The organism is Rhizobium sp. FY34 (assembly GCF_005222845.1).
Taxonomy (GTDB): domain Bacteria; phylum Pseudomonadota; class Alphaproteobacteria; order Rhizobiales; family Rhizobiaceae; genus Neorhizobium.
The window spans coordinates 51,612-75,341 of record NZ_STFZ01000018.1; the positions used below are offsets into that span (position 1 = coordinate 51,612).

Annotated in this window: 18 protein-coding genes; 4 read left to right on the forward strand and 14 right to left on the reverse strand. The window is 60.5% G+C overall.

What is annotated here, in order from left to right; all coding sequences use genetic code 11:
• Positions 1-4 precede the first annotated feature (4 nt).
• Complete coding sequence (locus tag E8M77_RS14520; protein ID WP_137131359.1) at positions 5-2,341, forward strand: Wzz/FepE/Etk N-terminal domain-containing protein; 2,337 nt, start codon at positions 5-7, stop codon at positions 2,339-2,341.
• A gap of 6 nt (positions 2,342-2,347) precedes the next feature.
• Here E8M77_RS14520 and E8M77_RS24395 read toward each other — a convergent pair whose 3' ends face one another.
• The 6 genes from E8M77_RS24395 to cyoA form a co-directional block, all read right to left on the reverse strand.
• Positions 2,348-2,470: a hypothetical protein gene (locus E8M77_RS24395; protein ID WP_281408197.1), complete on the reverse strand. Its 123-nt coding sequence runs from the start codon at positions 2,468-2,470 to the stop codon at positions 2,348-2,350.
• Positions 2,471-2,563: 93 nt separating this feature from the next.
• Positions 2,564-3,238, reverse strand: a complete 675-nt coding sequence (locus tag E8M77_RS14525; RefSeq protein ID WP_246659294.1) for an SURF1 family protein — start codon at positions 3,236-3,238, stop codon at positions 2,564-2,566.
• Positions 3,239-3,340: 102 nt separating this feature from the next.
• Complete coding sequence (gene cyoD, locus E8M77_RS14530; protein ID WP_137131361.1) at positions 3,341-3,748, reverse strand: cytochrome o ubiquinol oxidase subunit IV; 408 nt, start codon at positions 3,746-3,748, stop codon at positions 3,341-3,343.
• Positions 3,745-4,368, reverse strand: coding sequence for a cytochrome o ubiquinol oxidase subunit III (gene cyoC, locus E8M77_RS14535; RefSeq protein WP_137131362.1), 624 nt, complete (start codon positions 4,366-4,368; stop codon positions 3,745-3,747). The genes cyoD and cyoC overlap by 4 nt, the downstream gene beginning before the upstream one ends.
• Before the next feature lie 5 nt (positions 4,369-4,373).
• Entirely contained in the window at positions 4,374-6,380 is a 2,007-nt protein-coding gene (cyoB, locus tag E8M77_RS14540; protein WP_137131363.1) for a cytochrome o ubiquinol oxidase subunit I, read from the reverse strand.
• A gap of 30 nt (positions 6,381-6,410) precedes the next feature.
• Entirely contained in the window at positions 6,411-7,559 is a 1,149-nt protein-coding gene (gene cyoA, locus E8M77_RS14545; protein WP_137131364.1) for a ubiquinol oxidase subunit II, read from the reverse strand.
• Positions 7,560-7,887: 328 nt separating this feature from the next.
• Here cyoA and E8M77_RS14550 point away from each other — a divergent pair, with 328 nt between their 5' ends.
• Both E8M77_RS14550 and E8M77_RS14555 read left to right on the forward strand, forming a co-directional pair.
• Positions 7,888-9,246 carry an MFS transporter gene (locus tag E8M77_RS14550; protein ID WP_137131365.1) on the forward strand — a complete coding sequence of 453 codons (1,359 nt, stop codon included), beginning with the start codon at positions 7,888-7,890 and terminating at the stop codon, positions 9,244-9,246.
• A 135-nt stretch (positions 9,247-9,381) separates the two neighbouring features.
• Positions 9,382-10,110: a hypothetical protein gene (locus E8M77_RS14555; RefSeq protein WP_137131366.1), complete on the forward strand. Its 729-nt coding sequence runs from the start codon at positions 9,382-9,384 to the stop codon at positions 10,108-10,110.
• A 65-nt stretch (positions 10,111-10,175) separates the two neighbouring features.
• Here the strand turns inward: E8M77_RS14555 and E8M77_RS14560 are convergent, their stop codons facing one another.
• Positions 10,176-10,955 carry a ParA family protein gene (locus E8M77_RS14560; protein WP_137131367.1) on the reverse strand — a complete coding sequence of 260 codons (780 nt, stop codon included), beginning with the start codon at positions 10,953-10,955 and terminating at the stop codon, positions 10,176-10,178.
• Positions 10,956-11,239: 284 nt separating this feature from the next.
• Here E8M77_RS14560 and treZ point away from each other — a divergent pair, with 284 nt between their 5' ends.
• A complete protein-coding gene (treZ, locus tag E8M77_RS14565) occupies positions 11,240-13,021 on the forward strand; it encodes a malto-oligosyltrehalose trehalohydrolase (RefSeq protein ID WP_137131368.1) in 1,782 nt (593 codons plus the stop codon).
• Between the two features lie 56 nt (positions 13,022-13,077).
• Here treZ and cysG read toward each other — a convergent pair whose 3' ends face one another.
• From cysG to E8M77_RS14605, 7 genes are all read right to left on the reverse strand, one after another.
• Positions 13,078-14,580 (reverse strand): siroheme synthase CysG, encoded by a 1,503-nt coding sequence (gene cysG / locus E8M77_RS14570; protein ID WP_137131369.1) that lies wholly within the window; start codon positions 14,578-14,580, stop codon positions 13,078-13,080.
• Positions 14,552-17,203, reverse strand: coding sequence for a nitrate reductase (locus E8M77_RS14575; protein WP_137131370.1), 2,652 nt, complete (start codon positions 17,201-17,203; stop codon positions 14,552-14,554). Before E8M77_RS14575 ends, cysG begins: the two co-directional genes overlap by 29 nt.
• Before the next feature lie 226 nt (positions 17,204-17,429).
• Positions 17,430-17,762, reverse strand: coding sequence for a nitrite reductase small subunit NirD (nirD, locus tag E8M77_RS14585; protein ID WP_137131371.1), 333 nt, complete (start codon positions 17,760-17,762; stop codon positions 17,430-17,432).
• Between the two features lie 196 nt (positions 17,763-17,958).
• On the reverse strand, positions 17,959-20,421 hold the full coding sequence (gene nirB, locus E8M77_RS14590) for a nitrite reductase large subunit NirB (RefSeq protein ID WP_137131372.1): 2,463 nt from the start codon (positions 20,419-20,421) through the stop codon (positions 17,959-17,961).
• Positions 20,422-20,426: 5 nt separating this feature from the next.
• Positions 20,427-21,227, reverse strand: coding sequence for an ABC transporter ATP-binding protein (locus E8M77_RS14595; RefSeq protein WP_137131373.1), 801 nt, complete (start codon positions 21,225-21,227; stop codon positions 20,427-20,429).
• Between the two features lie 11 nt (positions 21,228-21,238).
• A complete protein-coding gene (ntrB, locus tag E8M77_RS14600) occupies positions 21,239-22,135 on the reverse strand; it encodes a nitrate ABC transporter permease (protein ID WP_137131374.1) in 897 nt (298 codons plus the stop codon).
• A 74-nt stretch (positions 22,136-22,209) separates the two neighbouring features.
• A complete protein-coding gene (locus E8M77_RS14605) occupies positions 22,210-23,499 on the reverse strand; it encodes a CmpA/NrtA family ABC transporter substrate-binding protein (protein WP_137131375.1) in 1,290 nt (429 codons plus the stop codon).
• Positions 23,500-23,730: the final 231 nt, after the last annotated feature.

The window sequence follows — 23,730 nt, forward strand, 5'->3', positions numbered from 1 at the left end:
CAAGATGGACCATATCAACCTGCGTTCAACGACGTTTTCGCCAAGAGGCCGGGATGCGGACCAGTTCATCGATCTGGATAGGCTGTTTTCCGCCGTTATGCGGCGGGCAAAGCTCGTCATCATATCCACGGTGATTGCCATGCTGCTGGCCGGGGTCTATCTGGCGCTGACGCCACCGACCTATACGGCGCTGACGCAGATCCTGATCGATGAGAACCTGTCGCGCTACGCGGAAGATGAAACTGACGTGCAGACCGCCCAGCAGATCGACAATCGCATTGCGAGCGCAGTGGAGATCCTCAAATCCAAGACACTGGCGCTTCGGGTGGTCGATCAGGTGAACCTTGCAGAGAACAAGCTGTTTCTCGACCCGCCAGCCTCACCCATCGACCTTGCCAAAGATGTGGTCAAGAGCGTCGTCAGCCTGGTCAAGTCTCCAGAACCGGAGGCCTCCGAAGAGGCTGCCCGCAATGGCCGGCGCGAAAAGGCCGCCGCGATCCTGCAGCAGGCGGTGAGTGCCGACCGCGTGGGCCGCAGTTCGGTGATTGCCGTAGCCGTCCGTTCGCCGGATGCACTTCTGTCTGCGCGGCTGACCAAGGCCTTTGCGCAGGCCTATGTTTCCGAGCAGTTGAGCGCCAATTATGACGCTATCGAGCGCTCCTCTACCTGGTTGCAGGAGCGGCTGACGGACCTCAATCATCGTTCGCAGGGAGCGGCGCTGGCGGTGGAAAAATACAAGAGCGACAATGGCCTCATCTCGCCACGCGGCGAGCTTTTGTCATCGCAGCAGCTGGCCGACCTGACCAGCCAGCTGATCGTGGCGCAGGCCGATACGGCAACCGCTTCGGCGCGCTACAGCCAATATAAGGCGATCCTCGATCGCGGCCCGGATGCCGCCGTTACCAATGCCATCATCTCAGCGCGTGATGCCGACAATTCGGTGATACAGGATCTGCGCCGGCGCTATCAGGCGGCGGTGGAGCGCGAGCGGTCTATCGTCGAGCAGTTCGGGGCCGATCATCCGCAGGCGCGGATGCTGGCGACTGAAAAGGGTGAGATCGCCCGCCAGATCTACAGTGAACTGCAGCAACTCACGACAGGTTTCCAGAACGAATTCCAGGTGGCTGCATCGCGTGAGCAGTCGCTACGTGACAGTATCGACAAAGTGGCGGGCAGCAATTCGCTCGCCAATGTTTCGATGGTGCAGATGGGCGAATTGCAGCAGAAGGCGGATTCGCTGAAAACGCTCTATCAGTCCTATCTCGCCCGCTTTGAGCAGGCATCGCAGCAGCAGTCCTTCCCGATTGCCAAGGCGCGGGTGATCTCGGATGCCGGCGTGCCAAGTGCGCCATCAAGCCCGCGCAAGACGCTCACCATGGCACTGTCCATCGTGCTGGGCTTGTTTGCAGGCGGTGGCATTGCCGCCGTTTTGGAACTGAAGGAGCGTGGTTTTCGGCTCGGGCAGGATGTCCGCAACCGTCTTGGCCTACGCTTTCTCGGCTATCTGCCGCTGTTGCGCGCAGCATCCTCCAAGCCGCAGAAAGAGGAGCAGGAGCCTGATCTTCCCCAGCCGGCCGGCGAGGTGAGGGAAGGTGAGGTTGATGAGTTCTCCGCAAAGCTGATGCGCTATGCGGCCGACTATCCACGCTCCAGCTTTGCCGAAACGCTGCGCAGCGCAAAGCTTGCCTGCGATCAGGCCACGCCCAACCGTGCATGCCGGGTGATTGGTGTCGTCTCGGCACTGCCGGGGGAGGGCAAGTCGGTGGTGGCCGCCAATCTGGCCGTTCTGCTCGGCGCCATGAACAAGCGCACGTTGCTGATTGATGCGGATTCCTACAATCGCGGCGCAAGTGCCGGCCTTGGGACGGAGCCGCCCAACGGACTGATGGAAGTGCTGCGGGGCGAAGCGCCCTGGACGAGTGCGATTACCATCGATCCGAAAGCAAAGCTCGCCATCCTGCCGGTCGCCTCGCGTGACAAGGCCATGCCGCATACCAGCGACCTTCTGGCATCTGCCGATATGACGCGGCTGATGGAGACGGTGAATGGCCGCTTCGATTATGTGGTGGTTGATCTGGCACCTCTGGTACCGGCAATCGATGCCAAGGCCTTTTCGCCGCATGTCGATAGCTATCTGCTTGTCATCGATTGGGGTGAAACGCCGGTGAAGCTGATTCAGAATATCCTCGATTCAGAACCCACCATTGGCGGCAAGGTGGCGGGTGTCATCCTCAATCGCGCCGACATGGACGCTTTGCCCAAATATGCCGAGGCCGGCGCACCAGAGCGCTTCCGTCGCAAGACCGAATCCTATCGCTCCGATGAGCCGGCAACCATCTGATGCATGTCAGGATGCAGAAGCAATGCTGCCATAGATGATGATGGCACGTCCGGCGCGCTGCTTCTTACGGCCCTCGGCGGGCGTGTCACTGGGGCTTATGACGGGCTCGCTCTTGGGGTCAGGACTCATGGCTGATGTTCTCCTGTTCTGGAGATAACCGGCAGAGATGGGCGAGGTTCCGCGATTGCCTTGGTTTGAGGCCGGAAATGCGCCGTTTTAGCCTCAGGCCTTGTGGCGCTGGCGCAAAAGATAGACGACAGCGCCGATCGACATCAGGGCCAGCGTGTACCAGGTGAGAGCATAGACCGCGTGGCTGTTGCGGAAGCTGACGACGGTCATGCCGCCGACCGGCAGGCCACCAGGATTGCCGGTTGCATCGGCGTCGATGAAATAGGGCGCTGTGTCTGAGAGTTGTTGCCGGGCTGCGATGGCTGCCACGTCACGCGAAAACCAGCGATTGGCGGCGGGATCATTATGGCGCAGGAAGCCGCCGCCGGGTTCGGTGATGCGCAACAGGCCGGTGACGGTCACCGGGCCGGACAACTGACCCTCTGCGCGGCTCGCCGGCTGGCGCCTGTCTGGCGGCACGAAGCCACGATTGATCAGCATGGTGCCGCGATCATTTGTCTGCAATGGTGTGACCACCCAGAAACCGGCACCGCGTTCGGTGACGGCCTGAACCAGAACTTCGCGATTATGCAGAAATGTGCCGGTGGCCGTGACGCGGCGGTATTCGTCGTTGGCAGCGGTGACGGCCGCCCAGTCTGTCGGGCCGGGTGCAGGAACCGGTGCGGCATGAATGCGGGCATCGACGCGCGCAATTAGGTCCAGCTTCCAGAACAGGCGCTGAACCTGCCAGGTGCCGAGCACCAGGAAGATCAGCACGAGGCCCGCCATCACGAGAGCAAAGGCTGTGTGGCGCTTTGCAGTGTGGGGGCGAGCCTCGGCTGTCATTGTCAGATCCTTGTCAGGGCGGCGAGATCGCCGCCCGCATGCCGGTCAGGGCATGTTCTTCATCATTTCCGGGTTCATCGGCATCATATTGGTGTTCAGATGATGCATGACCCAGAGCGAGCCGGTCAGCGCGATGACGACGATGATGATCGTGAAGATCAGCGCCAGCATCGTCCAGCCGCCTTCCGACTTGGTGTTCATATGCAGGAAGTAGACCATGTGGACGACGATCTGCACGGCAGCCAGACCCATGACGATGGCAACGGTCAGCGATTTGCTTTCCAGAACCTCGCCCATCACCAGCCAGAAGGGAATGACGGTGAGGATGACGGCGAGGACAAAGCCGGTCATGTAGCTCTTGAACGTGCCATGGGCGGCATCATGCCCGTGGCTATGGGCATGATGCGTGTTGTGAGCGCTTTCCTGTTCGGGCGCGTGGGGGTGCGAGCTCATCCGAGGACTCCGATCAGGTAAACGAGGGAGAAGACGCCGATCCAGATCACGTCGAGGAAGTGCCAGAACATTGACAGGCACATCAGGCGGCGGCGGTTGGCTTCAATCAGGCCATGCTTCGAGATCTGTACCATCAGCGTCACAAGCCAGATGCAGCCGAAGGTGACGTGCAGTCCGTGGGTGCCGACAAGCGTGAAGAAGGCCGAGAGGAAGGCCGAACGCTGGGGCGTTGCCCCTTCCAGGATCAGGTGATGGAACTCATAGAGCTCGATGCCAAGGAAGGCGAGACCGAAGAGACCGGTGATCGCCAGCCATTTCAGCGTGCCGCTCTGGTCGCCCTTTTCCATCCGTAGCATGGCAAAGCCATAGGTGATGGAGGAGAAGAGCAGCATGGCCGTATTGATGGCCACGAGATTAAGATCGAACAGGTCGGCAGGCGAAGGACCAGCCGCATAATTGCGGCCGAGCACTGCATAGGTGGCGAAGAGGACTGCAAACATCAGGCAGTCGCTCATCAGGTAGATCCAGAAGCCCAGCATGGTGCTGTTTTCCGGATGGTGGTCTTCCGTCAGGTAGAATTGCGGGTTCTCTGCTGATACGGCGGCTTGGTTTTCACTCATGACGTTCACGCCTGTTCCGCGAGCTGCTTGGTCCGTGCATTTTCCGTCTCGATGACGGTTTCCGCCGGAATGTAGTAGTCGCGATTGTAGTTGAAGGTGTGGGCGATGGAGACAACCAGGATGCCGAGGAAGGATAGGCCCACCAGCCACCAGATGTACCAGATCATGCCGAAGGCCAGACCGACGCTCAGCGCCGAAATGATCACGCCCGTGCCCGTGCCCTTGGGCATATGGATCGACCTGAAGCCTTCCACGGGACGGATATAACCACGACGCTTCATGTCATACCAGCCGTCATGGTCATGCACGACCGGCGTGAAGGCGAAGTTGTATTCCGGCGGCGGCGACGAGGTCGACCATTCCAGCGTGCGGGCATTCCAGGGATCGCCCGTCAGGTCACGCAACTGGTCGCGGCGCAGGAAGCTGACGACGAGCTGGATGATGAAAGCGCCGATGCCCAGTGCGATCAGGAAGGCGCCGAAGGCTGCAATCACAAACCAGATCTGAAGCGACGGATCCTCGAAATGGTTGACGCGGCGGGTCACGCCCATCAGGCCGAGCACGTAGAGCGGCATGAATGCGAAGTAGAAACCACTCAGCCAGCACCAGAAGGAAATTCTGCCCCAGAAATCGTCGAGCTTGTAGCCGAAAGCCTTCGGGAACCAGAAGTTAATGCCTGCCAGAAGGCCAAAGACCACGCCGCCGATGATGACGTTATGGAAGTGGGCGATCAGGAATAGCGAGTTGTGCAGCACGAAGTCGGCCGGCGGAATGGCGAGCATGACGCCGGTCATGCCACCGATGACGAAGGTAATCATGAAGCCGATCGTCCACAGCATCGGCACTTCGTAGCGGATACGACCGCGATACATCGTGAACAGCCAGTTGAAGATCTTGGCCCCGGTCGGGATCGAGATGATCATCGTGGTGATGCCGAAGAAGGCGTTGACGCTGGCACCCGAACCCATGGTGAAGAAGTGGTGCAGCCAGACGAGATAGGAGAGGATGGTGATGACGACCGTGGCATAGACCATAGAGGCATAGCCGAACAGACGCTTGCCGGAGAAGGTCGAGACGATTTCGGAAAAGATGCCGAAAGCAGGAAGAATGAGGATGTAAACTTCCGGGTGACCCCAGATCCAGATGAGGTTCACATACATCATCGGGTTGCCACCAAGGTCATTGGTGAAGAAGTTCGTTCCGGCATAACGGTCGAGCGTCAGAAGCACGAGCGTGGCGGTCAGGATCGGGAAAGAGGCAACGATCAGCACGTTGGTGCAGAGCGAGGTCCAGGTGAAGATCGGCATCTTCATCATGGTCATGCCGGGCGCGCGCATCTTGACGATGGTTGCCACCAGGTTGATGCCAGAAAGCGTTGTTCCGACACCCGCGACCTGTAGGCCCCAGATATAGTAATCGACCCCGACCCCCGGCGAATAGTCTGCCCCCGAAAGCGGCGGATAGGCGAGCCAGCCGGTGCGGGCGAATTCGCCCACGAACAGCGACATCATGATGATCACGGCGCCGGCCGCCGTCATCCAGAAGGAGAAGTTGTTGAGGAAGGGGAAGGATACGTCGCGTGCGCCGATCTGCAACGGCACGACATAGTTCATCACGCCTGTCACCAGCGGCATGGCGAAGAAGAAGATCATGATCACGCCATGGGCGGTGAAGATCTGATCGTAGTGATAGGGCGGCAGATAGCCTTCATTGTCGCCAAAGGCGATGGCCTGCTGAAGACGCATCATGATGGCATCGGCAAAGCCGCGCATCAGCATGATCAGTGCCAGAACGACATACATGATGCCGATCTTCTTGTGATCGACGCTCGTGAACCACTCGTTCCACAGATAGCCCCAGAGGCGGAAATAGGTGATCGCGCCGAGAACGGCGGTACCGCCGATCATGACGGCGATGAACGTCATCAGGATGATCGGGTCGTGGGTGAAAGCCAAAGAGCTCCACGACAACCGACCGAAGATGAATTCCATCAGGTTACTGTTCGTAAACATCGGAGTTTCCAGTGCGTGTCTAGCCGATTGTCACGGCTTCGTGTTGGTGTTCAGCTGGTCCGGCGCCGGCCCATGGCCCTCATGGCCAGTTGAGTGACCCTGTCCGCCCTCAGTTGCCGCTGCCGGCTTGTTGACGCCTTCGGCCTCCTGGCTTTCCTTTGCGCCATGGCCTGTGGCCGGGAAGGTTGCGCCCGGTGCGGCGTCATTGGTCCAGCGAGTGTCATACTCGAGGCGCGCACGGTTTTCGTGGCTGTCGACGCCTGCGCCACCCATCATGTCGATATGCATCATTTCGTTTTGACACATCTGGCCCGGCTGGACGCACAGGTTGAGGATGGCGTTGTAGAGGCCATTCTCGACATTGGCGTAGTAGGTCACCGGCACGCGGGTGCTGGGACGTTCCAGCTTGATATACGTATCGCGGTTCAGAGCGGATCCCTGGTTCTTGACCTGAGCGACCCAATCATTGAAGCCCTGGTTGCTGAGGCCATGGAACTTGAAGCGCATTCCCGAGAAGCCGTCACCGCTATAATTGGCGGAAAAGCCCTCATAGACGCCTTCCTTGTTCATCACCGCATGCAGCTTGGTCTGCATGCCCGGCATGGCGTAGATCTGGCCTGCCAGCGCCGGGATGTAGAAGGAGTTCATCACAGTCGAGCCGGTAATCTTGAACTCGATCGGCGTATCGATCGGGGCTGCGATCTCGTTGACCGTCGCAATGCCCTGTTCCGGGTAGAGGAACAGCCACTTCCAGTCGAGCGCCACCACCTCGATGGTGATCGGCTTGGTTTCCGGTGTGACCGGTCTTTGCGCATCGATGCGGTCCAGTGGACGGTAGGGATCAAGCTTGTGGGTGCTGACCCAGGTCACTGCGCCGAGCGCGATGATGATGGCAAGCGGTGCTGCCCAGATGACCACTTCCAGCCGTGTGGAGTGGTGCCATTCCGGATCATACTTCGCTTCGGTGTTGGACCGCCGATAATGCCAGGCGAAATAGAACGTCAGGCAAATGACGGGAATGATGATGAGCAGCATCAGCACCACCGAAATGATGATGAGGTCACGCTGCTGCATTGCAATGTCGCCGGATGGAGACATCACGACGAGATCACAGCCCGCGAGGGCGAGGGGTAGAGTGAGGGCACTAAGCCGGCGAATGAGCTTCATCAACCGTGGCATCTTTCGGTTCGAAATTTGCGTTATGTCTACTTGCGACTAAAGCACTAGGTCAGGGCTCTCTATGAGGTCTTTCGTCGCAGTGCAAAACATTTTCGTGCAGCGCAGCAGGAACTCACAGAACGGTAGGCTGTTTCCATACCGTCGGACCGAGACCTCGACCGGCGGCATATTTTTGCCTTTGCCCCTTGCACGCCGCCTGCCGGGATCGCTCACTTGACACGAAGCGAGTATGGCAGATTTTTCAGGCTTTGCACGAAACAGACTTGATAACAGCCAAATATGCATCATCCTCCTGATTGGGAAGGCGACTATTCGCCGCAAAGGAGGAGTGTATTCAATGTCCAACGCTGGAAGTCCCACATCGTCCGAGTTCGAGCGTGACGCCCGGCGCATGCATGAAGACGGCAAGCCGCTGTCGCCGGGCAGCATTGCCATCGGTGTCATCATCGGCCGCATGTCTGAATTTTTCGATTTCTTTATCTACGGTATTGCTTCGGTTCTGGTGTTTCCACGCCTGGTGTTTTCATTCGAAGCCAATCCGGTCACGGCAACGCTGATGTCGTTTGCCATCTTTTCGCTGGCTTTCATGGCGCGCCCGGTCGGTTCTCTGGTCTTCATGTGGGTGGATCGCACCTATGGCCGCGGCAGCAAGCTCACCATCGCCCTGTTTATCCTGGGCGGCTCGACGGCCTCGCTTGCCTTTCTGCCAAGCTATGAAACGATCGGCATGTGGTCGGTTGTGCTGCTGGCACTGTTTCGGCTTGGCCAGGGCTTTGCGCTCGGCGGCGCCTGGGATGGCATGGCCTCGCTTCTGGCGTTGAATGCGCCGAAGGAACATCGTGGCTGGTATGCTATGATCCCGCAACTGGGGGCGCCGATCGGTTTTGCACTGGCAAGCGCCCTGTTCGGCTATTTCTATGCCAGCCTGTCCACAGCGGATTTTCTCTCCTGGGGCTGGCGCTATCCGTTCTTCGTGGCTTTCGCCATCAACGTTGTTGCGCTGTTTGCCCGTCTGCGCATTGTTGCCAGCCGGGAGTTCGGCGAATTGTTTGAGAGCAATGAATTGCAGCCGACGCCGGTTCTGGAAACCATCCGCGTCCATGGCCGCGATATCCTGCTCGGCGCCTTCGTGCCGCTCGCAAGCTTTGCCATGTTCCATCTGGTGACGATCTTCCCTTTGAGCTGGGTAACGCTGTATGGCGGCCAGAGCGCCGGCGAGTTCCTCTTCGTGCAGATTATCGGTGCAGCCGTCGGCGTCTGTTCCGTCATCATCTCGGGCCTCCTTGCAGACCGCATCGGACGCCGAAAGCAGTTGATGATTGGCGCGGTCATCATCGCTATCTTCAGCTTCACCGCACCATTCCTGCTCGATGCCGGCGGCAAGGGGCAGGATGCCTTCATCATCATCGGCTTTGCCATCCTTGGCCTGTCCTTCGGTCAGGCGTCCGGTGCAGTCTCGTCGCGCTTTGGCCTGCGGTATCGCTATACGGGCTCGGCGCTCACCTCCGATCTGGCCTGGCTGCTGGGTGCTGGTTTCGCGCCGCTGGTGGCCCTGGGTCTTGCCAGCAATTTCGGCATCATCTTCATCGGTGGCTATCTGATTTCGGGTGCGATCTGCACGCTGGGCGCCTTGACGCTCAGCCGCATTCTCGGCAATGCCGAGCATCAGGCACCGGCCAACCGCTGAATGGTTGGTCCTATTGAACATCGGCGTCGGGGCTTTCCCCGGCGCTTTTTTTACGATTGCGATCCCGATTTCCGGCGCAATCAAGGCATTGTCGGGCAATAACCCGCAGGAAACGATGAGATGACAGGGGCAGACATGAGTGAAATGAGCTTGGCCGAAGCGCTTGCCAAGGCCGTGAAGACGGTAACGACCGTGGACAAGACGGGGCTGGCCGTGCCGGATCTGGCGGCAGCCTATGGCGTGCAGGCGGCGGTGCGGACCGCACTCGGGCTTGGCGCGCCGCAGGGTTACAAATTCTCGTTGCGCCAGGACAAACTTTATGGCGCGCCGCTGCTGTTTGTCAGCCAGGCTCTCAGCGCAGCCTTCGAGCCCGGTCTGCGGGTGGAAATCGAACTGGCTCTGACGCTTGCCGAGGATCTGCCGCCGCGCGGCGAACCCTATGGCCGCCAAGAGATTGTCGATGCCATCGGCAGCGTGGCGCTGGGCGTGGAACTGGTGCGCACCCGCTATATCGACGGGCCTGGCGACAATCTGACGCTGCTTCTCTCCGATATGATGAGCAATATCGGCTATATCGTCGGGCCTGAGCTGGATCGCGCTGTTCTGGCGCCGGGTGCCGATCTTGGCCCGCTGACGCTGACGACGGGTGGCGTTTCCCTCTACGATGCAGACGCCAAGCACCCGGATGGCGATCCACTGGCCGCTCTCGTTGCCTGCGCCAATGGCGGCCTGCCAATGGGCGGTTACCTGAAGGCTGGCCATGTGGTGACGACCGGCACGCTGTGCGGCGCGCCCTATATCGAGACACCATCGGATTTTACCGCAATGCTTGGTGGCCGCTCGATCACGGTTTCGCTCACCTGAGCACCGACCCAAAAAAGCGCCCGCGACAATCGCGGACGCTCCTGTCTTGCTGATGGAATGCCTGTTCAGGCGACCTTGCGCTTGGCCGTCTCGGGCTTGTTTGCGGCAACCTTTGTTTTCTTTTCTGCTTTTGCCGTGCCGTTCTTGGCCGTTTCGGTCTTCGCCGCTCTCGGCTTTGCCACTTTCAGCGGTACCAGGCTGATGACTTCATCACCGAACAGGCGGGCATTGTCCTGTGCCTTGTCAAGATTGCTGACGCGCAGCGGGTCCATGCTGTAAAGCGTGCCGCCGGTGACGAACATGTCGCGATAAGCCGCCCGTTCGATCAGCGCAGTGTCCAGCACCTGCACCCGCTGCTCGGCCAGAAGCGCCTTGACGGCCATCAGCGCCCGCGTCGTGATGATCGAGTTGATGCGGGTTAGCACCACGGAATGCGGAATGTGGATTGCGCATTCCTTGTCCAGCGCCTTCAGGATATCCAGCACCTGCGCGCCGCCCACGGCATCCATCGCACAGCCCTGTACGGGGATCATGACGCGGTCTGAAAGGCCGATCGCCTTGGCCAGCAGCGGCGTTACGCCACCGGTCACGTCGATCAGGATATAGTCGGCCTTTTTCTTCAGGGCCTTCACTTCAAGCTCGATCGTCGCTTCATTGACGTTCGAGACAAGGGTGAGATTGGCCGGCGTGGCGCCCAGGCCATGCCAGCGGGTGATCCACTGTTGCGGATCGCTATCGAAAAGGGCAACGCGGTGGCCGCGTTGTGCAAGTTCGGCGGCAAGAATCAGAGCAACGGTTGTCTTGCCGGCTCCTCCCTTGGTATTGGCAAATGTGATCGTGGCCATGGCATCCTCGAGATGAGAGATTGGGAATTCATCCCGTGCGAGGCGCGTTGTGTGGCGTCGTCTGGGTCGGCTTTCGCGGAGATGATGTGTAACATTTCAGGACAAAGCTTGTGCCAGCCTGATTCTACTGTTGCAAAACCCACAAATTGGCGGGGGTTTTCAAATAAAACGTCACATTTCGCGGGAATCATGCTGCGTCGCCGCTTGCGGGCCTGAAACAGCTGGAAACCTTTCTTCCAAGCGAGCGTTATCCGGCCGTTCCCGCAGAGACAAAGGCACTTCCCTTGACTGATGTTCTATTCGGCCCCGTCCTTCATCCGTCCGAGACGCAATTCCGTTTCTGGTCGCCGCTTCACCCGCATATTCAGCTGCACATCGATGGCGAAAAGCCCATCGATATGCAGGTTCGCGGCCACGGCTGGCACGAAAGCGTCGTGCCAGGTGCCGGGGTGGGCACGCGCTACAGCTTCATTCTGCCGGATGGCTTGACGGTGCCGGATCCGGCCTCGCGCCATCAGCCGGAGGATGTGCATGGACCGAGCGAGGTCGTGGATCTGGAGGCCTATCGCTGGCGCCATCCGGACTGGCAGGGAAGGCCGGTCGAGGAACTGGTGGTCTATGAAATGCATATCGGTACGTTCACGCCCGAGGGCACGTTTCGAGCCGCTCTCGAAAAGCTCGATCATCTGGCTGATCTCGGCGTCACCGCTCTGCAGATCATGCCGATCAGCGATTTTCCCGGCGGCTACAATTGGGGCTATGACGGCGTCATGCCCTATGCGCCGGACAGCAGCTATGGACGGCCCGAAGACCTGATGGCGCTGATCGATGCCGCCCATGAGAGGGGCCTCTGCGTGCTGCTTGATGTTGTCTACAATCACTTCGGCCCGGACGGAAATTACCTGCCCGCCTATGCGCCGATCTTCACCGAGCATCACAAGACGCCCTGGGGCAATGGCATCAATTATGATGGCGATGCGTCAAAGCCGGTGCGGGAATTCGTCATCCAGAATGCCATCTACTGGGTGCGCAATTTTCGCTTCGACGGCCTGCGGCTGGATGCCGTGCACGCTATCAAGGATGATAGGGGCGAGCATTTGCTGCATGAACTGGCGCGTCGCGTGCGCGAAGCAGCCGGCAGCCGCCATGTGCATCTCGTGGTCGAGAACGAGGATAATGACAGCGATCTCTTGCGTCGCGATGCGGAGGGGCGGCCGGTGCATTTCACTGCCCAGTGGAACGATGACATTCACCACGTGCTGCACATTGCCGCGACCGGGGAAACTTTCGGCTACTATAAGGACTACGCCGACCGGCTGACGCAAAAGACCGGCCGGGCGCTGGCGGAAGGTTTCGTCTTCCAGGGCGAGCATATGGACTATCGCGGAGAGACGCGCGGCAAGCCGAGCGGCCACCTGCCGCCGACGGCCTTCATCTCCTTCATCCAGAACCATGACCAGATCGGCAACCGGGCGCTGGGCGACAGGATGATCACCTCGCAGCCGCTTGAGGCGCTAAAGGCAATTGCCGCCGTCTATCTTCTTTCCCCGCAACTGCCCATGCTGTTCATGGGCGAGGAATGGGGAGCGACAGAACCCTTCCCCTTTTTCTGCGATTTCAACGAGGACCTGAACGAGAAGGTGCGTATCGGCCGGCGTCTGGAATTGTCGCGGCTGCCCGGCTTCGATGCTGATGACTTGCCGGACCCGACGGCGCACGGCACGTTTGAAAGCGCCAAGCTCGACTGGTCGAAACTGTCTGCGCCGAAGGCTGTGGACCTGCTCGGCTTTTACCGCAGCCTGCTTGCCCTTCGCCGTCAGCATGTCACGCCTTTGCTGGCCGGTGCCGGTGCCGGCGGCGGTAGCGGACGATTCGAGGTGGATGGCGAATGCCTGTTTGTCGAATGGCAGCTTTCGGGCAAACGCCTGCAATTGCGGGCAAACCTTACCGCTAAAGCCTGCCGCGTGGCGCAGGCTACGTCTGGCGAGGTGCTTTACCGTTTGGGCCGGATGGAACCGGTCGAGGCTGCTCCCTGGTCACTGGTCTGGAGCCTTGCCGATGGTTGACGACACCCCCGGCACGGGAAAACAAGGCGCTGGCGGTTGTCTTTCCGCGCCTGCCTCTACAGGTTTACCGCCCGTGCATCGTCGATAATGTCCAAGCCATCCACGCTACGCTTTGCCTTGATGAAGGCGTCGCCGATACCGATCAGTACCGGGTTCTCATAGCCGATCTCGGCCATGGCAGCGGGAAGGCCAGACAGCTCGCCCACCCAGCGGCGCTCGTCATGACGAGCAATGGCGCTGACGATGACGGCAGGTGTCGCGTGGCTCATGCCGTGGCCGGTCAGCTTCTGCGTGATCGCAGCAGCCGTGCGACCACCCATGTAAAACACGGTGGTGACGCTTGGATCGGCAAGCTTCGACCAGTCGAGGTCGGAGGGAAGTTCGCCCTTGCGCGAATGGCCGGTGACGAAGCGCACCGATTGCGCATGGTCGCGATGCGTCAGCGACACGCCAAGCCGTGCGGCCATGGCGGTGGCGGAAGTGACGCCCGGCACGATTTCCACTGGAATGCCCTCGCGCTCCAGGCTCTCGATTTCCTCGCCGGCCCGCCCGAAGATCATCGGATCGCCGGATTTCAGCCGCACGACGCGCTTGCCGGCCTTGGCCAGCGTAATCATCGTGGCGTTGATATCTTCCTGCTTGCAGCTTTCGCGGCCGCCGCGCTTGCCCACCAGCATGCGCTTGGCTTCGCGGCGCGCCAGTTCCAGCACATCGGCGGATACCAGATCATCAAACAGGATCACATCTGCCGCCTGCAGCGCACGCACCGCCTTCAGGGTCAAAAGCTCGGCATCGCCGGGGCCTGCACCAACCAGCGTCACGCGGCCCATGCTGTCTTCGCCGGCGGCGCTGGCAATGCGATTGGCGTCATTCACCAGAACAGTGGCGATACCGTCTGCCGGGGCCTCGCGAAACACGCGGTCAACAAAACGCTCCCAGAAGCTGCGCCGCTCGGTGCCGGGCTTCAGTCGCTCGTTGATTGCCTCGCGGATCTCCTGGGCAATGCCGGCCCAGGCTTTCAGCGCTGGCGGCAGCAGGGTTTCGATGCGCCGGCGAATGGCCTGCGCCAGAATGGGGGCGGCGCCATCGGTGGAAATGGCTATGACGACCGGCGAACGGTTGACGATGGAACCGAACTGGAACTGGCAGAAGGCCGGCTTGTCGATGACATTGACGGGCACGCCGGCAGCCTTTGCCGCGCAGTAAAATGCCTTGGCTTCCTCGTCCGTTTCGCAATCGCCCAGCGCCAGGGCGGCGTTTTCGAAAATGCCGATATGCCAGGGGTGATCGTGGTGGATGATGGCCGGCTCCGGCTTTGCCGCCTGCTCAGCGATAAAGCCTTGCATGACCTCGCCCAGGTCATGCTGCGGACAGAAGACATGCACAGTTGCACCGCAGGCGACCAGCAGTTCGGCCTTCCAGGCCGCGCCATCGGAGCCGCCGGCCAGCACGGTGCGCTTGCCCTCCAGCCCGAAAAAGACCGGCAGTTTCGCCAGTGGCTCCATGCGGGCCGGCGTCGAGCGGCGCTTGTCACTCTGCAGCGGCTGCAAGGCTTCCATCGATGATCTCCCTGATCTCTGCGCGGCAGGAGCCGCAATTCGTACCCGCACTCGTTTCCTTGCCGATCGCCTCGACGCTTGTGCATCCCCGGCCAATGGCGCCGAGGATGTCATGCACGCCGACGCTCATGCAGGAGCAGACGATGGCGCCCTTGTCCGGCGCGCCTGCATCCGGCCGGCCAGCGGTTATGGCAAGGCGCTGGCGCCTGTCATCATGCGGGCGTGCAAGCTGCGACACTGCCCAATGGCGTGCCACTTCCACTGGTTCCTTCGCAAGGAATATTAGTGCCAAAAGCTGGCCCTTGTTGAAAAATGCCAGTCGCAGGCGCCCATTTGCCCCGTCATGATAGGCAATCGGCTCGATATCCGGCGCAATATGGAAGGTCTTGCGGCACCAGTCAGTCCAATCTTCCACCGGTTTGGCAAAGGCCAGTTCCAGTCGCCAGCCGCCATCGGCCTTGGCAAGCGCCCAGTAGTCTGCCTCGATATCGGTTGGCTTTTCGAAGCAGACGGCAAAGCCATAGTGTTGCGCCCGAAATGGACGGGCCACAACGCGTGCCATCTTGGAGGCCGGCTGGCCGGAGACGGGATCGGTGCGCGCTGCAATGACGGTACTGACGCGCGCATGGGATGCCGATTGTCCGGTCCAGTGAATGGGGGCAAACAGGCTGCCCACCGCCTGTCGCCGCGTAACCAGCGCCCGAAGTACGGCGCGTCCATGCTGGCTTTCCACCTCGACCAGATCGGCAGGGCCTATATCAAGCGCTGCGGCATCCGCCGGGTGGATCTCGACATAGGGTTCGGCGATATGGGCGGACAGTCTTGCGCTTTTGCCGGTGCGCGTCATCGTGTGCCAGTGATCGCGCACGCGCCCGGTGTTCAGCGTGAAGCGACCTGCCTCACCGGGTTGGGCGGGCATCCCCACCGCGATGAACCGCGCCTTGCCATCGCCATGGTAGAAACGACCCTGGGCGAAAAAACGGGTGTCCTTGCCCGTTTCGCTGCCTGGCTGCGGCCATTGCATGGGCAAAAGCGCGTCATAGGTCTCAATGCTCAAGCCCGACATTCCGCCGATATCGAAATCACGGGTTCCGTCATTCTCGAAGGCGGAAAGGGCTGCATGTTCGGCAAAAATGGCGCCGGCATCCGCAAAACCGAAGGCATTGGCATATCCCATGCGCCGGGCCACTTCGCGAAACTGCCACCAGTCGGCGCGGGCTTCGCCGGGAGCTGTGAGGAACGCCCGCTGGCGCGAGATGCGCCGTTCGGAATTGGTGACTGTGCCGTCCTTTTCGCCCCAGCCAAGCGAGGGCAGCAGCACATGCGCATGTTTCGTCGTATCGGTCTCGGCCATGATGTCGGACACGACGACGAAGGGGCAGGCGGCAAGCGCTGCCGCCACGCCATCGGCCTGCGGCAAGGAGACGACCGGATTGGTCGCCATGATCCAGATTGCCTTGATGCGCCCATCAGATACGGCACGGAACATATCGACGGCCTTCAGGCCCGATTTTTCTGCGATGCGGGGGGAGGCCCAGAAGCGCTGCACGCGGTCGCGATGCGCGGGGTTCTCGATATCCATATGGGCGGCCAGCATATTGGCAAGCCCGCCGACCTCGCGCCCGCCCATGGCATTCGGCTGGCCGGTCAGTGAAAACGGCCCCATGCCGGGGCGCCCGATGCGCCCTGTCGCCAGATGACAGTTGATGATGGCATTCACCTTGTCTGTGCCGCTTTGTGACTGGTTGACGCCCTGGCTGTAGCAGGTCACCGTCTTTTCCGTCGTCTCGAACAGCCGGAAGAAATCCCGCAACTGCATGGCCGGCAGACCGGTTGCCTCCATCAGGTCGGCGAGTGTCAGCGCCGACGCCTTGTCGAAGGCATCGGCAAAACCCAGAGTATGGGCGCCTATATAGTTTTCGTCGATCCGTCCGGCTTTCACCAGATGCGCTAGAAGCCCCATGAACAGCGCCACATCGCCATCCGGGCGTATGGCCAGATGCAGGTCGGCGATATCGCAGGTCATGGTGCGGCGAGGGTCGATCACCACCACTTTCATGCTGGGTCGCGCCTGTTTGGCCGCTGCCAGCCGCTGGTAGATCACCGGATGGCACCAGGCGAGATTGGAGCCGGCAAGGATCACCAGATCGGCAAGCTCGATATCCTCATAGGTGCCCGGCACGGTATCTGCCCCGAAGGCACGCCTGTGACCTGCAACCGAAGACGACATGCAAAGTCTTGAATTCGTGTCGATATTGGCGGAACCGACAAAGCCCTTCATCAGCTTGTTGGCGATGTAATAGTCTTCCGTCAGGATCTGGCCGGAGACATAGAAGGCCACCGAATCCGGCCCGTGCTCGGCAATCGTCTCAGAAAAACGCTGTGCTACGAGATCGAGCGCTCTATCCCATTCCACTGTCTCGCCTGCGATCTGAGGCGCAAGCAACCGGCCGTCGAAATCAAGCGTTTCGGCAAGCGCCGAGCCTTTGGAACAGAGCCTGCCGAAATTGGCCGGATGATCCGGATCGCCCCGGACACTGACATGCCCATCGTCCTCAACCTTGGCAATCACGCCGCAGCCGACGCCGCAATAGGGGCAGGTGGTGCGCGTTTCAGCGGCCATGGGTGACCTCGGATGTCACCGAAGCGATACCCCCCTCTGCCCTGCCGGGCATCTCCCCCTCAAGGGGGGAGATCGACTTGTGTCGGCTGTCATAATCCCTGGTCACCGTCTGAGCGAGGTGCACCCACGACCAATGAGGATCGATGAACGAGCCACAACCGATCTCCCCCCTTGAGGGGGAGATGCCTGGCAAGGCAGAGGGGGGTAAACAAGCGAACATCGGTCTCTACTCCGCCGCGACCAAAAGTTGATCTTCCAGCAGGATCGACAGCTGGCCGTTGTCGTTGCGCAGCGCAATGGTGCGCACTTCGCCCTCATCCGCGCCCTGTGCCTTGCCGGTTTCCAGCGAAATCACCCAGTTGTGCAGTGGGCAGGTGACGGAGGCGCCGTGCACAATGCCTTCCGACAGCGGGCCGCCTTTATGCGGACAGCGGTTTTCGATGGCATAGACCTCGTTTTCGCTGGTTCTGAACACGGCGATGGTCACGCCCGGCGTTTTCACGCATCGCGCGCCGCGCAGCGGAATGTCGTTGATGTGGCCGATGTCTGTCCAGTTCATGGAATGCTTCTCCTGGTTGAAGACCCCTCCCCAACCCCTCCCCACAGGGGGGAGGGGCTAAGCTGCCGAACCGTCACGGGTAAAATGAAGCGGTGCTGCAATGTGTCTCCCCCCCCTTGTGGAGGGGTCCGAAGGAAGGGTCGAGACGAGTGGCTAGACCCAACAGGCCGGCAGGCCAGAGGGGGTATTGCTTTGGTTACTCCGCTGCCTCGCCATAGCCCACGGTCGCCATCGGCTTGAACTCGTGCTTGTCCTTGCCCGAAACACGCTCGGACCAGGGGTCCACCTGGGCGAATGTTTGGGAAAAGACGAAGCGCTCGTAATAGGCTCGGCGCTTGGTCGTATCGGTCATGATCTGGCGGCGGATCTCGTCATGGCCGATGCGTTTTGCCCATTTGTAGATGCGCTCCAGATAGCGGCCCTGTTCGCGGTACATCTGGGTGAGTGCCACGATATGCTCCAGTGCCTCGTCCTCTGTCTTGACGAGACCCAGAACATCGGTGCCCTTGATGTCGAGGCCGGCGGCGCCGGCAAAATGGATTTCGAAGCCGGAATCCACGCAGATGACGCCGATATCCTTGCACGTCGCTTCGGCGCAGTTGCGCGGACAGCCCGAAACGGCAAGCTTCAGCTTGGCCGGTGTCCAGGAACCCCACATGAATTTCTCGATGCGGATGCCAAGACCGGTCGAATCCTGCGTGCCAAACCGGCACCAGTCGGAACCGACGCAGGTTTTCACCGTGCGCAACCCCTTGGCATAGGCCTGGCCGGAGATGAAACCCGCCTTGCCGAGATCGGCCCAGACGGCGGGCAGATCCTCCTTCTCGATTCCGAGAAGATCGATGCGCTGGCCGCCGGTCACCTTCACCATCGGAATTTCGAACTTGTCCACCACATCGGCAATGGCGCGCAGTTCGGCGGCATTGGTCACGCCGCCCCACATGCGCGGCACGACGGAGTAGGTGCCGTCCTTCTGGATATTGGCGTGCACGCGCTCGTTGATATAGCGGGACTGGTAGTCGTCGGCATATTCATCCGGGAAATCGCAGACGAGGTAGTAATTCAGCGCCGGTCGGCACTTGGCGCAGCCGCAGGAGGTTTTCCATTCCAGTTCCTGCATGACGGCGGGAATGGTTTTCAGCCCCTTGGCCTTGATCAACCGGCGCACATCATCATGGCCAAGCTCGGTGCAGGTGCACATCGGGGTGACGGCTGCGGGATTGTAGCTATCGCCCAGCGTCAGAACCATCAGCTGCTCGACAAGGCCGGTGCAGGAACCGCAGGAGGCGGACGCCTTGGTATGGGCACGCACTTCGTCCAGCGAGGTCAGCCCCTTGGCCGTGATGGTGGACGTGATCTTGCCCTTGCAGACGCCGTTGCAGCCGCAGATTTCCGCATCATCCGGCAAGGCTGCAACGGCCGCCATAGGGTCCAGCGGAGACCCTCCCTGGTAGGACTGGCCGAAAATCAGGGTATCGCGCATCTGCGAAATATCGGTTCCCTTTTTCTTCAGGTCGTTGAACCACGCGCCATCGCTGGTTTCGCCGTACAGCACGGTGCCGATGATGCGGTTGTCCTTCAACACCAGACGCTTGTAGATGCCGGCGGAGGCGTCGCGCAGAACAATCTCCTCGCGGTCCGGCGCTTCGGCAAAATCGCCCAGCGAATAGAGGTCGATGCCGGTGACCTTCAGCTTGGTCGGCGTATCGGAATGCTTGAAGGCTGGGCTCTTGTCGCCGGCCAGATGTGCTGCGGCAATGCGGGCCATTTCATAGAGCGGCGCCACAAGGCCATAGACCTGACCACCCACTTCGGCGCATTCACCCAGCGCCATGATATGACCATCCGAGGTCAGCATGCCATCATCCACGACAATGCCGCGATTGATGGCAAGGCCGGCGTCCCTTGCCAGCTGGGTGCTGGGGCGGATGCCGACGGCCATGACGACGATGGAGGCGGGGATGATGCGACCGTCATCCAGCTCGACACCTTCCACGCGGTCCGTGCCGAGAACGGCTTTCGTATTGCCCTTGCAGACAACATTGATGCCGCGATCCTCCAGTGCCTTTTGCAGCAGATAGCCGGCAGCCGGATCAAGCTGGCGCTCCATCAGCGTCGGCATCACATGCAGCACGGTGACATTCATGCCGCGTGCCTTCAGCCCGGCTGCGGCCTCAAGGCCCAGCAGCCCGCCGCCGATGACGATGGCATCTCCTCCCATCTCGGCTGCGGCAAGCATGGCGCCGACATCATCCAGATCGCGATAGGCGACAACGCCTGGCAGATCATGGCCGGGTACGGGAATGATGAAGGGCGTGGAACCGGTGGCAATTACCAGCCGGTCATAATGGGCAGTGATGCCGCTTTGCGACGTGACGGTGCGGTTGGCGCGGTCGATCGAGACGATCTTTTCGCCGCGATGCAGCGTCACGCCATGCGTTTCATACCAGGCATCGCCATGGATGATGATGTCCTCGTAGGTCTTTTCGCCGGATAGGACCGGCGAGAGCATGATGCGGTCATAGTTGACGCGCGGTTCGGCGTTGAAAATGGTCACTTCGAACTGGCCGGGTGCCAGTTCGAACAGATGTTCCAGCATGCGCCCCGGCGCCATGCCATTGCCGATGATGACGAGTTTTTCGCCTCTTGCCTCTGACATGGCCATTACTCCGCCGCTTCCACGAAGCGATGACGCTCGTAGAGGAATTTCAACACGGCCTCGCGGCACTTGAGGTAAGTGCGGTCGGAGGCCAGCTCGATGCGGTTGCGCGGGCGCGGGATCGGCACATCCAGCACTTCGCCGATTTTTGCCGCCGGGCCATTGGTCATCATGACGATGCGGTCGGAAAGCAGCACGGCCTCATCCACATCATGGGTGATCATGATCATCGTGTTGCCGAGCCGTGCATGGATTTCCATCACAGCGTCCTGCAAATGGGCGCGGGTGAGCGCATCCAGCGCGCCGAAGGGCTCGTCGAGCAGCAAAACCTTCGGTTCCATGGAGAGCGCACGGGCAATGCCGACGCGCTGCTTCATGCCGCCGGAGATTTCGGCAGGGCGCTTGTCTCTCGCATGGGCCATCTGCACCAGATCGAGGTTTTCCATCACCCAGTCATGCCGTTCCGACCGGCTCTTCTTGCCGCGAAACACTTTGGAGACGGCCAGATCGATGTTTTCGTAGACGGTGAGCCAAGGCAGAAGCGAATGGTTCTGGAATACCACGGCGCGTTCCGGGCCGGGTGCATCCACATGCTTGCCATCCAGAAACACCGCGCCGGATGTGACGTCGATCAGGCCGGCGATGATGTTGAGAACGGTGGATTTTCCGCAGCCGGAATGGCCGATGATGGAGACGAACTCACCCTTGTCGACGCCGAGCGAAACCTGTTTCAGCACTTCGCTTTTCGTGCCGTTGCGCTCAAAGGTCTTGTCGATGAATTCCAGCGAAAGATAGGATTGTGCCATGCTAACTCTCCTCAAGCGTTCGCGGTGCCGCGGGTGATAAGGCGCCCGATGAGGGCGATGAAGCGGTCAAGGAAGAAGCCGACCACGCCGACATAGATGAGCGCGACGATGATGTCGCTGATCAGCGAGGAGTTCCACGCATCCCAGATGAAGAAGCCGATGCCGACGCCACCGATCAGCATTTCGGCCGCCACGATGGCCAGCCAGGAGAGGCCGATGCCGATGCGAAGGCCGGTGAAGATGTAAGGAGCAGCAGCCGGCAGCATGATCTTGGCGAAATATTCAAAACCGTTGAGGCGCAGGACCTTGGCGACATTCTGGTAATCCTGCGGGATATTGCGGATGCCGACGGCGGTGTTGATGATGATCGGCCAGATGGCGGTGATGAAGATCACGAAAATGGCCGATGGCGTGCCATCGCGGAAGGCAGCGAGCGACAAAGGCAGCCAGGCAAGCGGCGGCACCGTGCGCAGAACCTGGAAGATCGGGTCAAGGCCGCGCATGGCCCATTGGCTCTGGCCCACCAGAACGCCAAGCGCGACGCCGGCAATCACGGCCAGGGCGTAACCGATGGCGACGCGCTGGATACTGGCGAAGATATGCCAGAACATGCCCTGGTCCGTGCCCTGTCCGACATAGAAGGGGTGGATGATCAGCTCCCAGCTTTCCTCAAGCACGCGCGACGGCGCCGGCAGGCTGGAGGTTGGCGACGAACAGAGCACCTGCCACAGCAGAAGCATCAGCGCCAGCGTGACAAGCGGCGGCAGAAGATTGGCCATCAAAGCGCGGCCATGCTGCAGAAGGCGTGCGATCTTCGGTGTCGCCGGCTTTTGCGGCGTGAAAGCCACCACGCGGGCGCTGCCTGCCGGTTTCTGATCGTCCTTGATGTTGAGCTGGGTGACGGACATGGCCGCTCTCCTTTGTCGATGGTCGGATGCCGGGCGGCACACCGATTGCGTGCCGCCCACGGTCGCCGAGGGGTTCAGGCCATGCGGGTGATGCTGAGGCTCTTCAGGTAGGCTTCGGGGTCTTCCGGATCGAAGACCTTGCCGTCGAAGAAGGTTTCCTTGCCGCGCGAGGTGGAGGCGGGGAGGTCCGTCACGCCCAGTTCCTTGGCCGCTTCACGCCACAGATCCTCGCGGTTGACCTTGGAGACCAGTGCCTTCACGTCGAGGCGGTGCTCAAACTTGCCCCAGCGGATGTCTTCCGTGAGGAACCAGGTGTCGTGGCTCTTGTAGGGATAGGAGGCGTGATCGCGCCAGAACTTCATGAAATGCGGGCTGTCTGAAACAACCTTGCCATTGCCGTAATTGTATTCGCCCTTCAGGCGGTTGACGATGTCCTTGGAGGGAACGTTGAACCAGCTGCGCTTGCCGACGATATCGGCCAGCTCATCCTTGTTCTTCATGTCATCGCACCATTGCGCGGCTTCCAGCACCGCCATTAGCAGGGCCTTTGTCGCGCGCGGGTTTTTCTCCACCCAGTCGGCGCGCATGCCGAGTGATTTTTCCGGATGCTTTGCCCAGATTTCCGCCGTGTTGGCAGCCGTATAGCCGATGCCCTGGTTAACCAGCTGTTCGTTCCACGGCTCACCGACGCAGAAACAGTCCATGGTGCCAACCTTCATATTGGCCACCATCTGCGGCGGCGGCACGACGATGGTTTCCACGTCCCTGTCGGGGTCGATGCCGCCGGCGGCCAGCCAGTAGCGGATCCACAGATCATGCGTGCCACCGGGGAAGGTCATGGCCACCTTTGCGGGGCTGCCAGCGGCCTTCTTCTTGGCGAAGGCGTCCTTCAGCGCGCCGGAATCCAGACCGACTTTCAGGTCGGCATAGGCGGAACCGACCGAGATCGCCTGCGCATCGAGGTTGAGGCGGGCGAGGATCACCATGGGCAGCGGCTGGTTGTTCTGCGTCACCTTGCCGGTCGAGATGAGGTAGGGCATCGGCGTCAGGATATGTGCGCCATCAATACCGGAGCCGGCCGAGCCAAGCACGAGATTATCGCGCGTCGTGCCCCAGGATGCCTGCTTGACCACTTCGACATCTGGCATGCCGTATTTTGCGAAAAGCCCCTTTTCCTTGGCGACAATCAGCGGTGCGCTGTCGGTCAAGGCAATGAAGCCGAGAACGGCCTTGGTGGTTTCCGGGCCCGCCCCTTGAGCAAAGGCGCCGGAGGGAAATGCGGCCTTTGCTGCGCCAACCAATGCGGCTGTCGCGGAGGTTTTCAACAGGCTGCGCCGGCTGATGCTGGAAATGATCTTGGTCATGCGCAGGTTCCCCTTTTGCGTCTTTGACGGAAATTCAGGCACAAAAAAACGCCGCTCGGAGATTGCGTCTTCGGAAAAGCCTCTAGGGCTCAGTCCGGACTGCAAAAACCTTACGACGTCGATGTCTTTGAAGAACGCTATCGCGCGTTCCAAATGCGCTGGTCGCCATTGACCTGCACAAGGCTACTAAAGCAAACGCTATGCCAGTTTGCGCTTAGCCAGATTCCCCCT

Coding starts and splice junctions, on each gene's coding strand:
- E8M77_RS14525 (WP_246659294.1), bottom strand. CDS start 3,238: ATGGCGGGCCTCGTGCTGATCTTCCTGGTGCTCGGCACCTGGCAGGTT.
- cyoB (WP_137131363.1), bottom strand. CDS start 6,380: ATGTTTACGAACAGTAACCTGATGGAATTCATCTTCGGTCGGTTGTCG.
- E8M77_RS14605 (WP_137131375.1), bottom strand. CDS start 23,499: ATGACCAAGATCATTTCCAGCATCAGCCGGCGCAGCCTGTTGAAAACC.
- cysG (WP_137131369.1), bottom strand. CDS start 14,580: ATGGAAGCCTTGCAGCCGCTGCAGAGTGACAAGCGCCGCTCGACGCCG.
- E8M77_RS14560 (WP_137131367.1), bottom strand. CDS start 10,955: ATGGCCACGATCACATTTGCCAATACCAAGGGAGGAGCCGGCAAGACA.
- nirD (WP_137131371.1), bottom strand. CDS start 17,762: ATGAACTGGACAGACATCGGCCACATCAACGACATTCCGCTGCGCGGC.
- E8M77_RS14575 (WP_137131370.1), bottom strand. CDS start 17,203: ATGGCCGCTGAAACGCGCACCACCTGCCCCTATTGCGGCGTCGGCTGC.
- E8M77_RS14555 (WP_137131366.1), top strand. CDS start 9,382: ATGAGTGAAATGAGCTTGGCCGAAGCGCTTGCCAAGGCCGTGAAGACG.
- E8M77_RS14595 (WP_137131373.1), bottom strand. CDS start 21,227: ATGGCACAATCCTATCTTTCGCTGGAATTCATCGACAAGACCTTTGAG.
- cyoC (WP_137131362.1), bottom strand. CDS start 4,368: ATGAGTGAAAACCAAGCCGCCGTATCAGCAGAGAACCCGCAATTCTAC.
- nirB (WP_137131372.1), bottom strand. CDS start 20,421: ATGTCAGAGGCAAGAGGCGAAAAACTCGTCATCATCGGCAATGGCATG.
- cyoA (WP_137131364.1), bottom strand. CDS start 7,559: ATGCCACGGTTGATGAAGCTCATTCGCCGGCTTAGTGCCCTCACTCTA.
- ntrB (WP_137131374.1), bottom strand. CDS start 22,135: ATGTCCGTCACCCAGCTCAACATCAAGGACGATCAGAAACCGGCAGGC.
- E8M77_RS14520 (WP_137131359.1), top strand. CDS start 5: ATGGACCATATCAACCTGCGTTCAACGACGTTTTCGCCAAGAGGCCGG.
- cyoD (WP_137131361.1), bottom strand. CDS start 3,748: ATGAGCTCGCACCCCCACGCGCCCGAACAGGAAAGCGCTCACAACACG.
- E8M77_RS24395 (WP_281408197.1), bottom strand. CDS start 2,470: ATGAGTCCTGACCCCAAGAGCGAGCCCGTCATAAGCCCCAGTGACACG.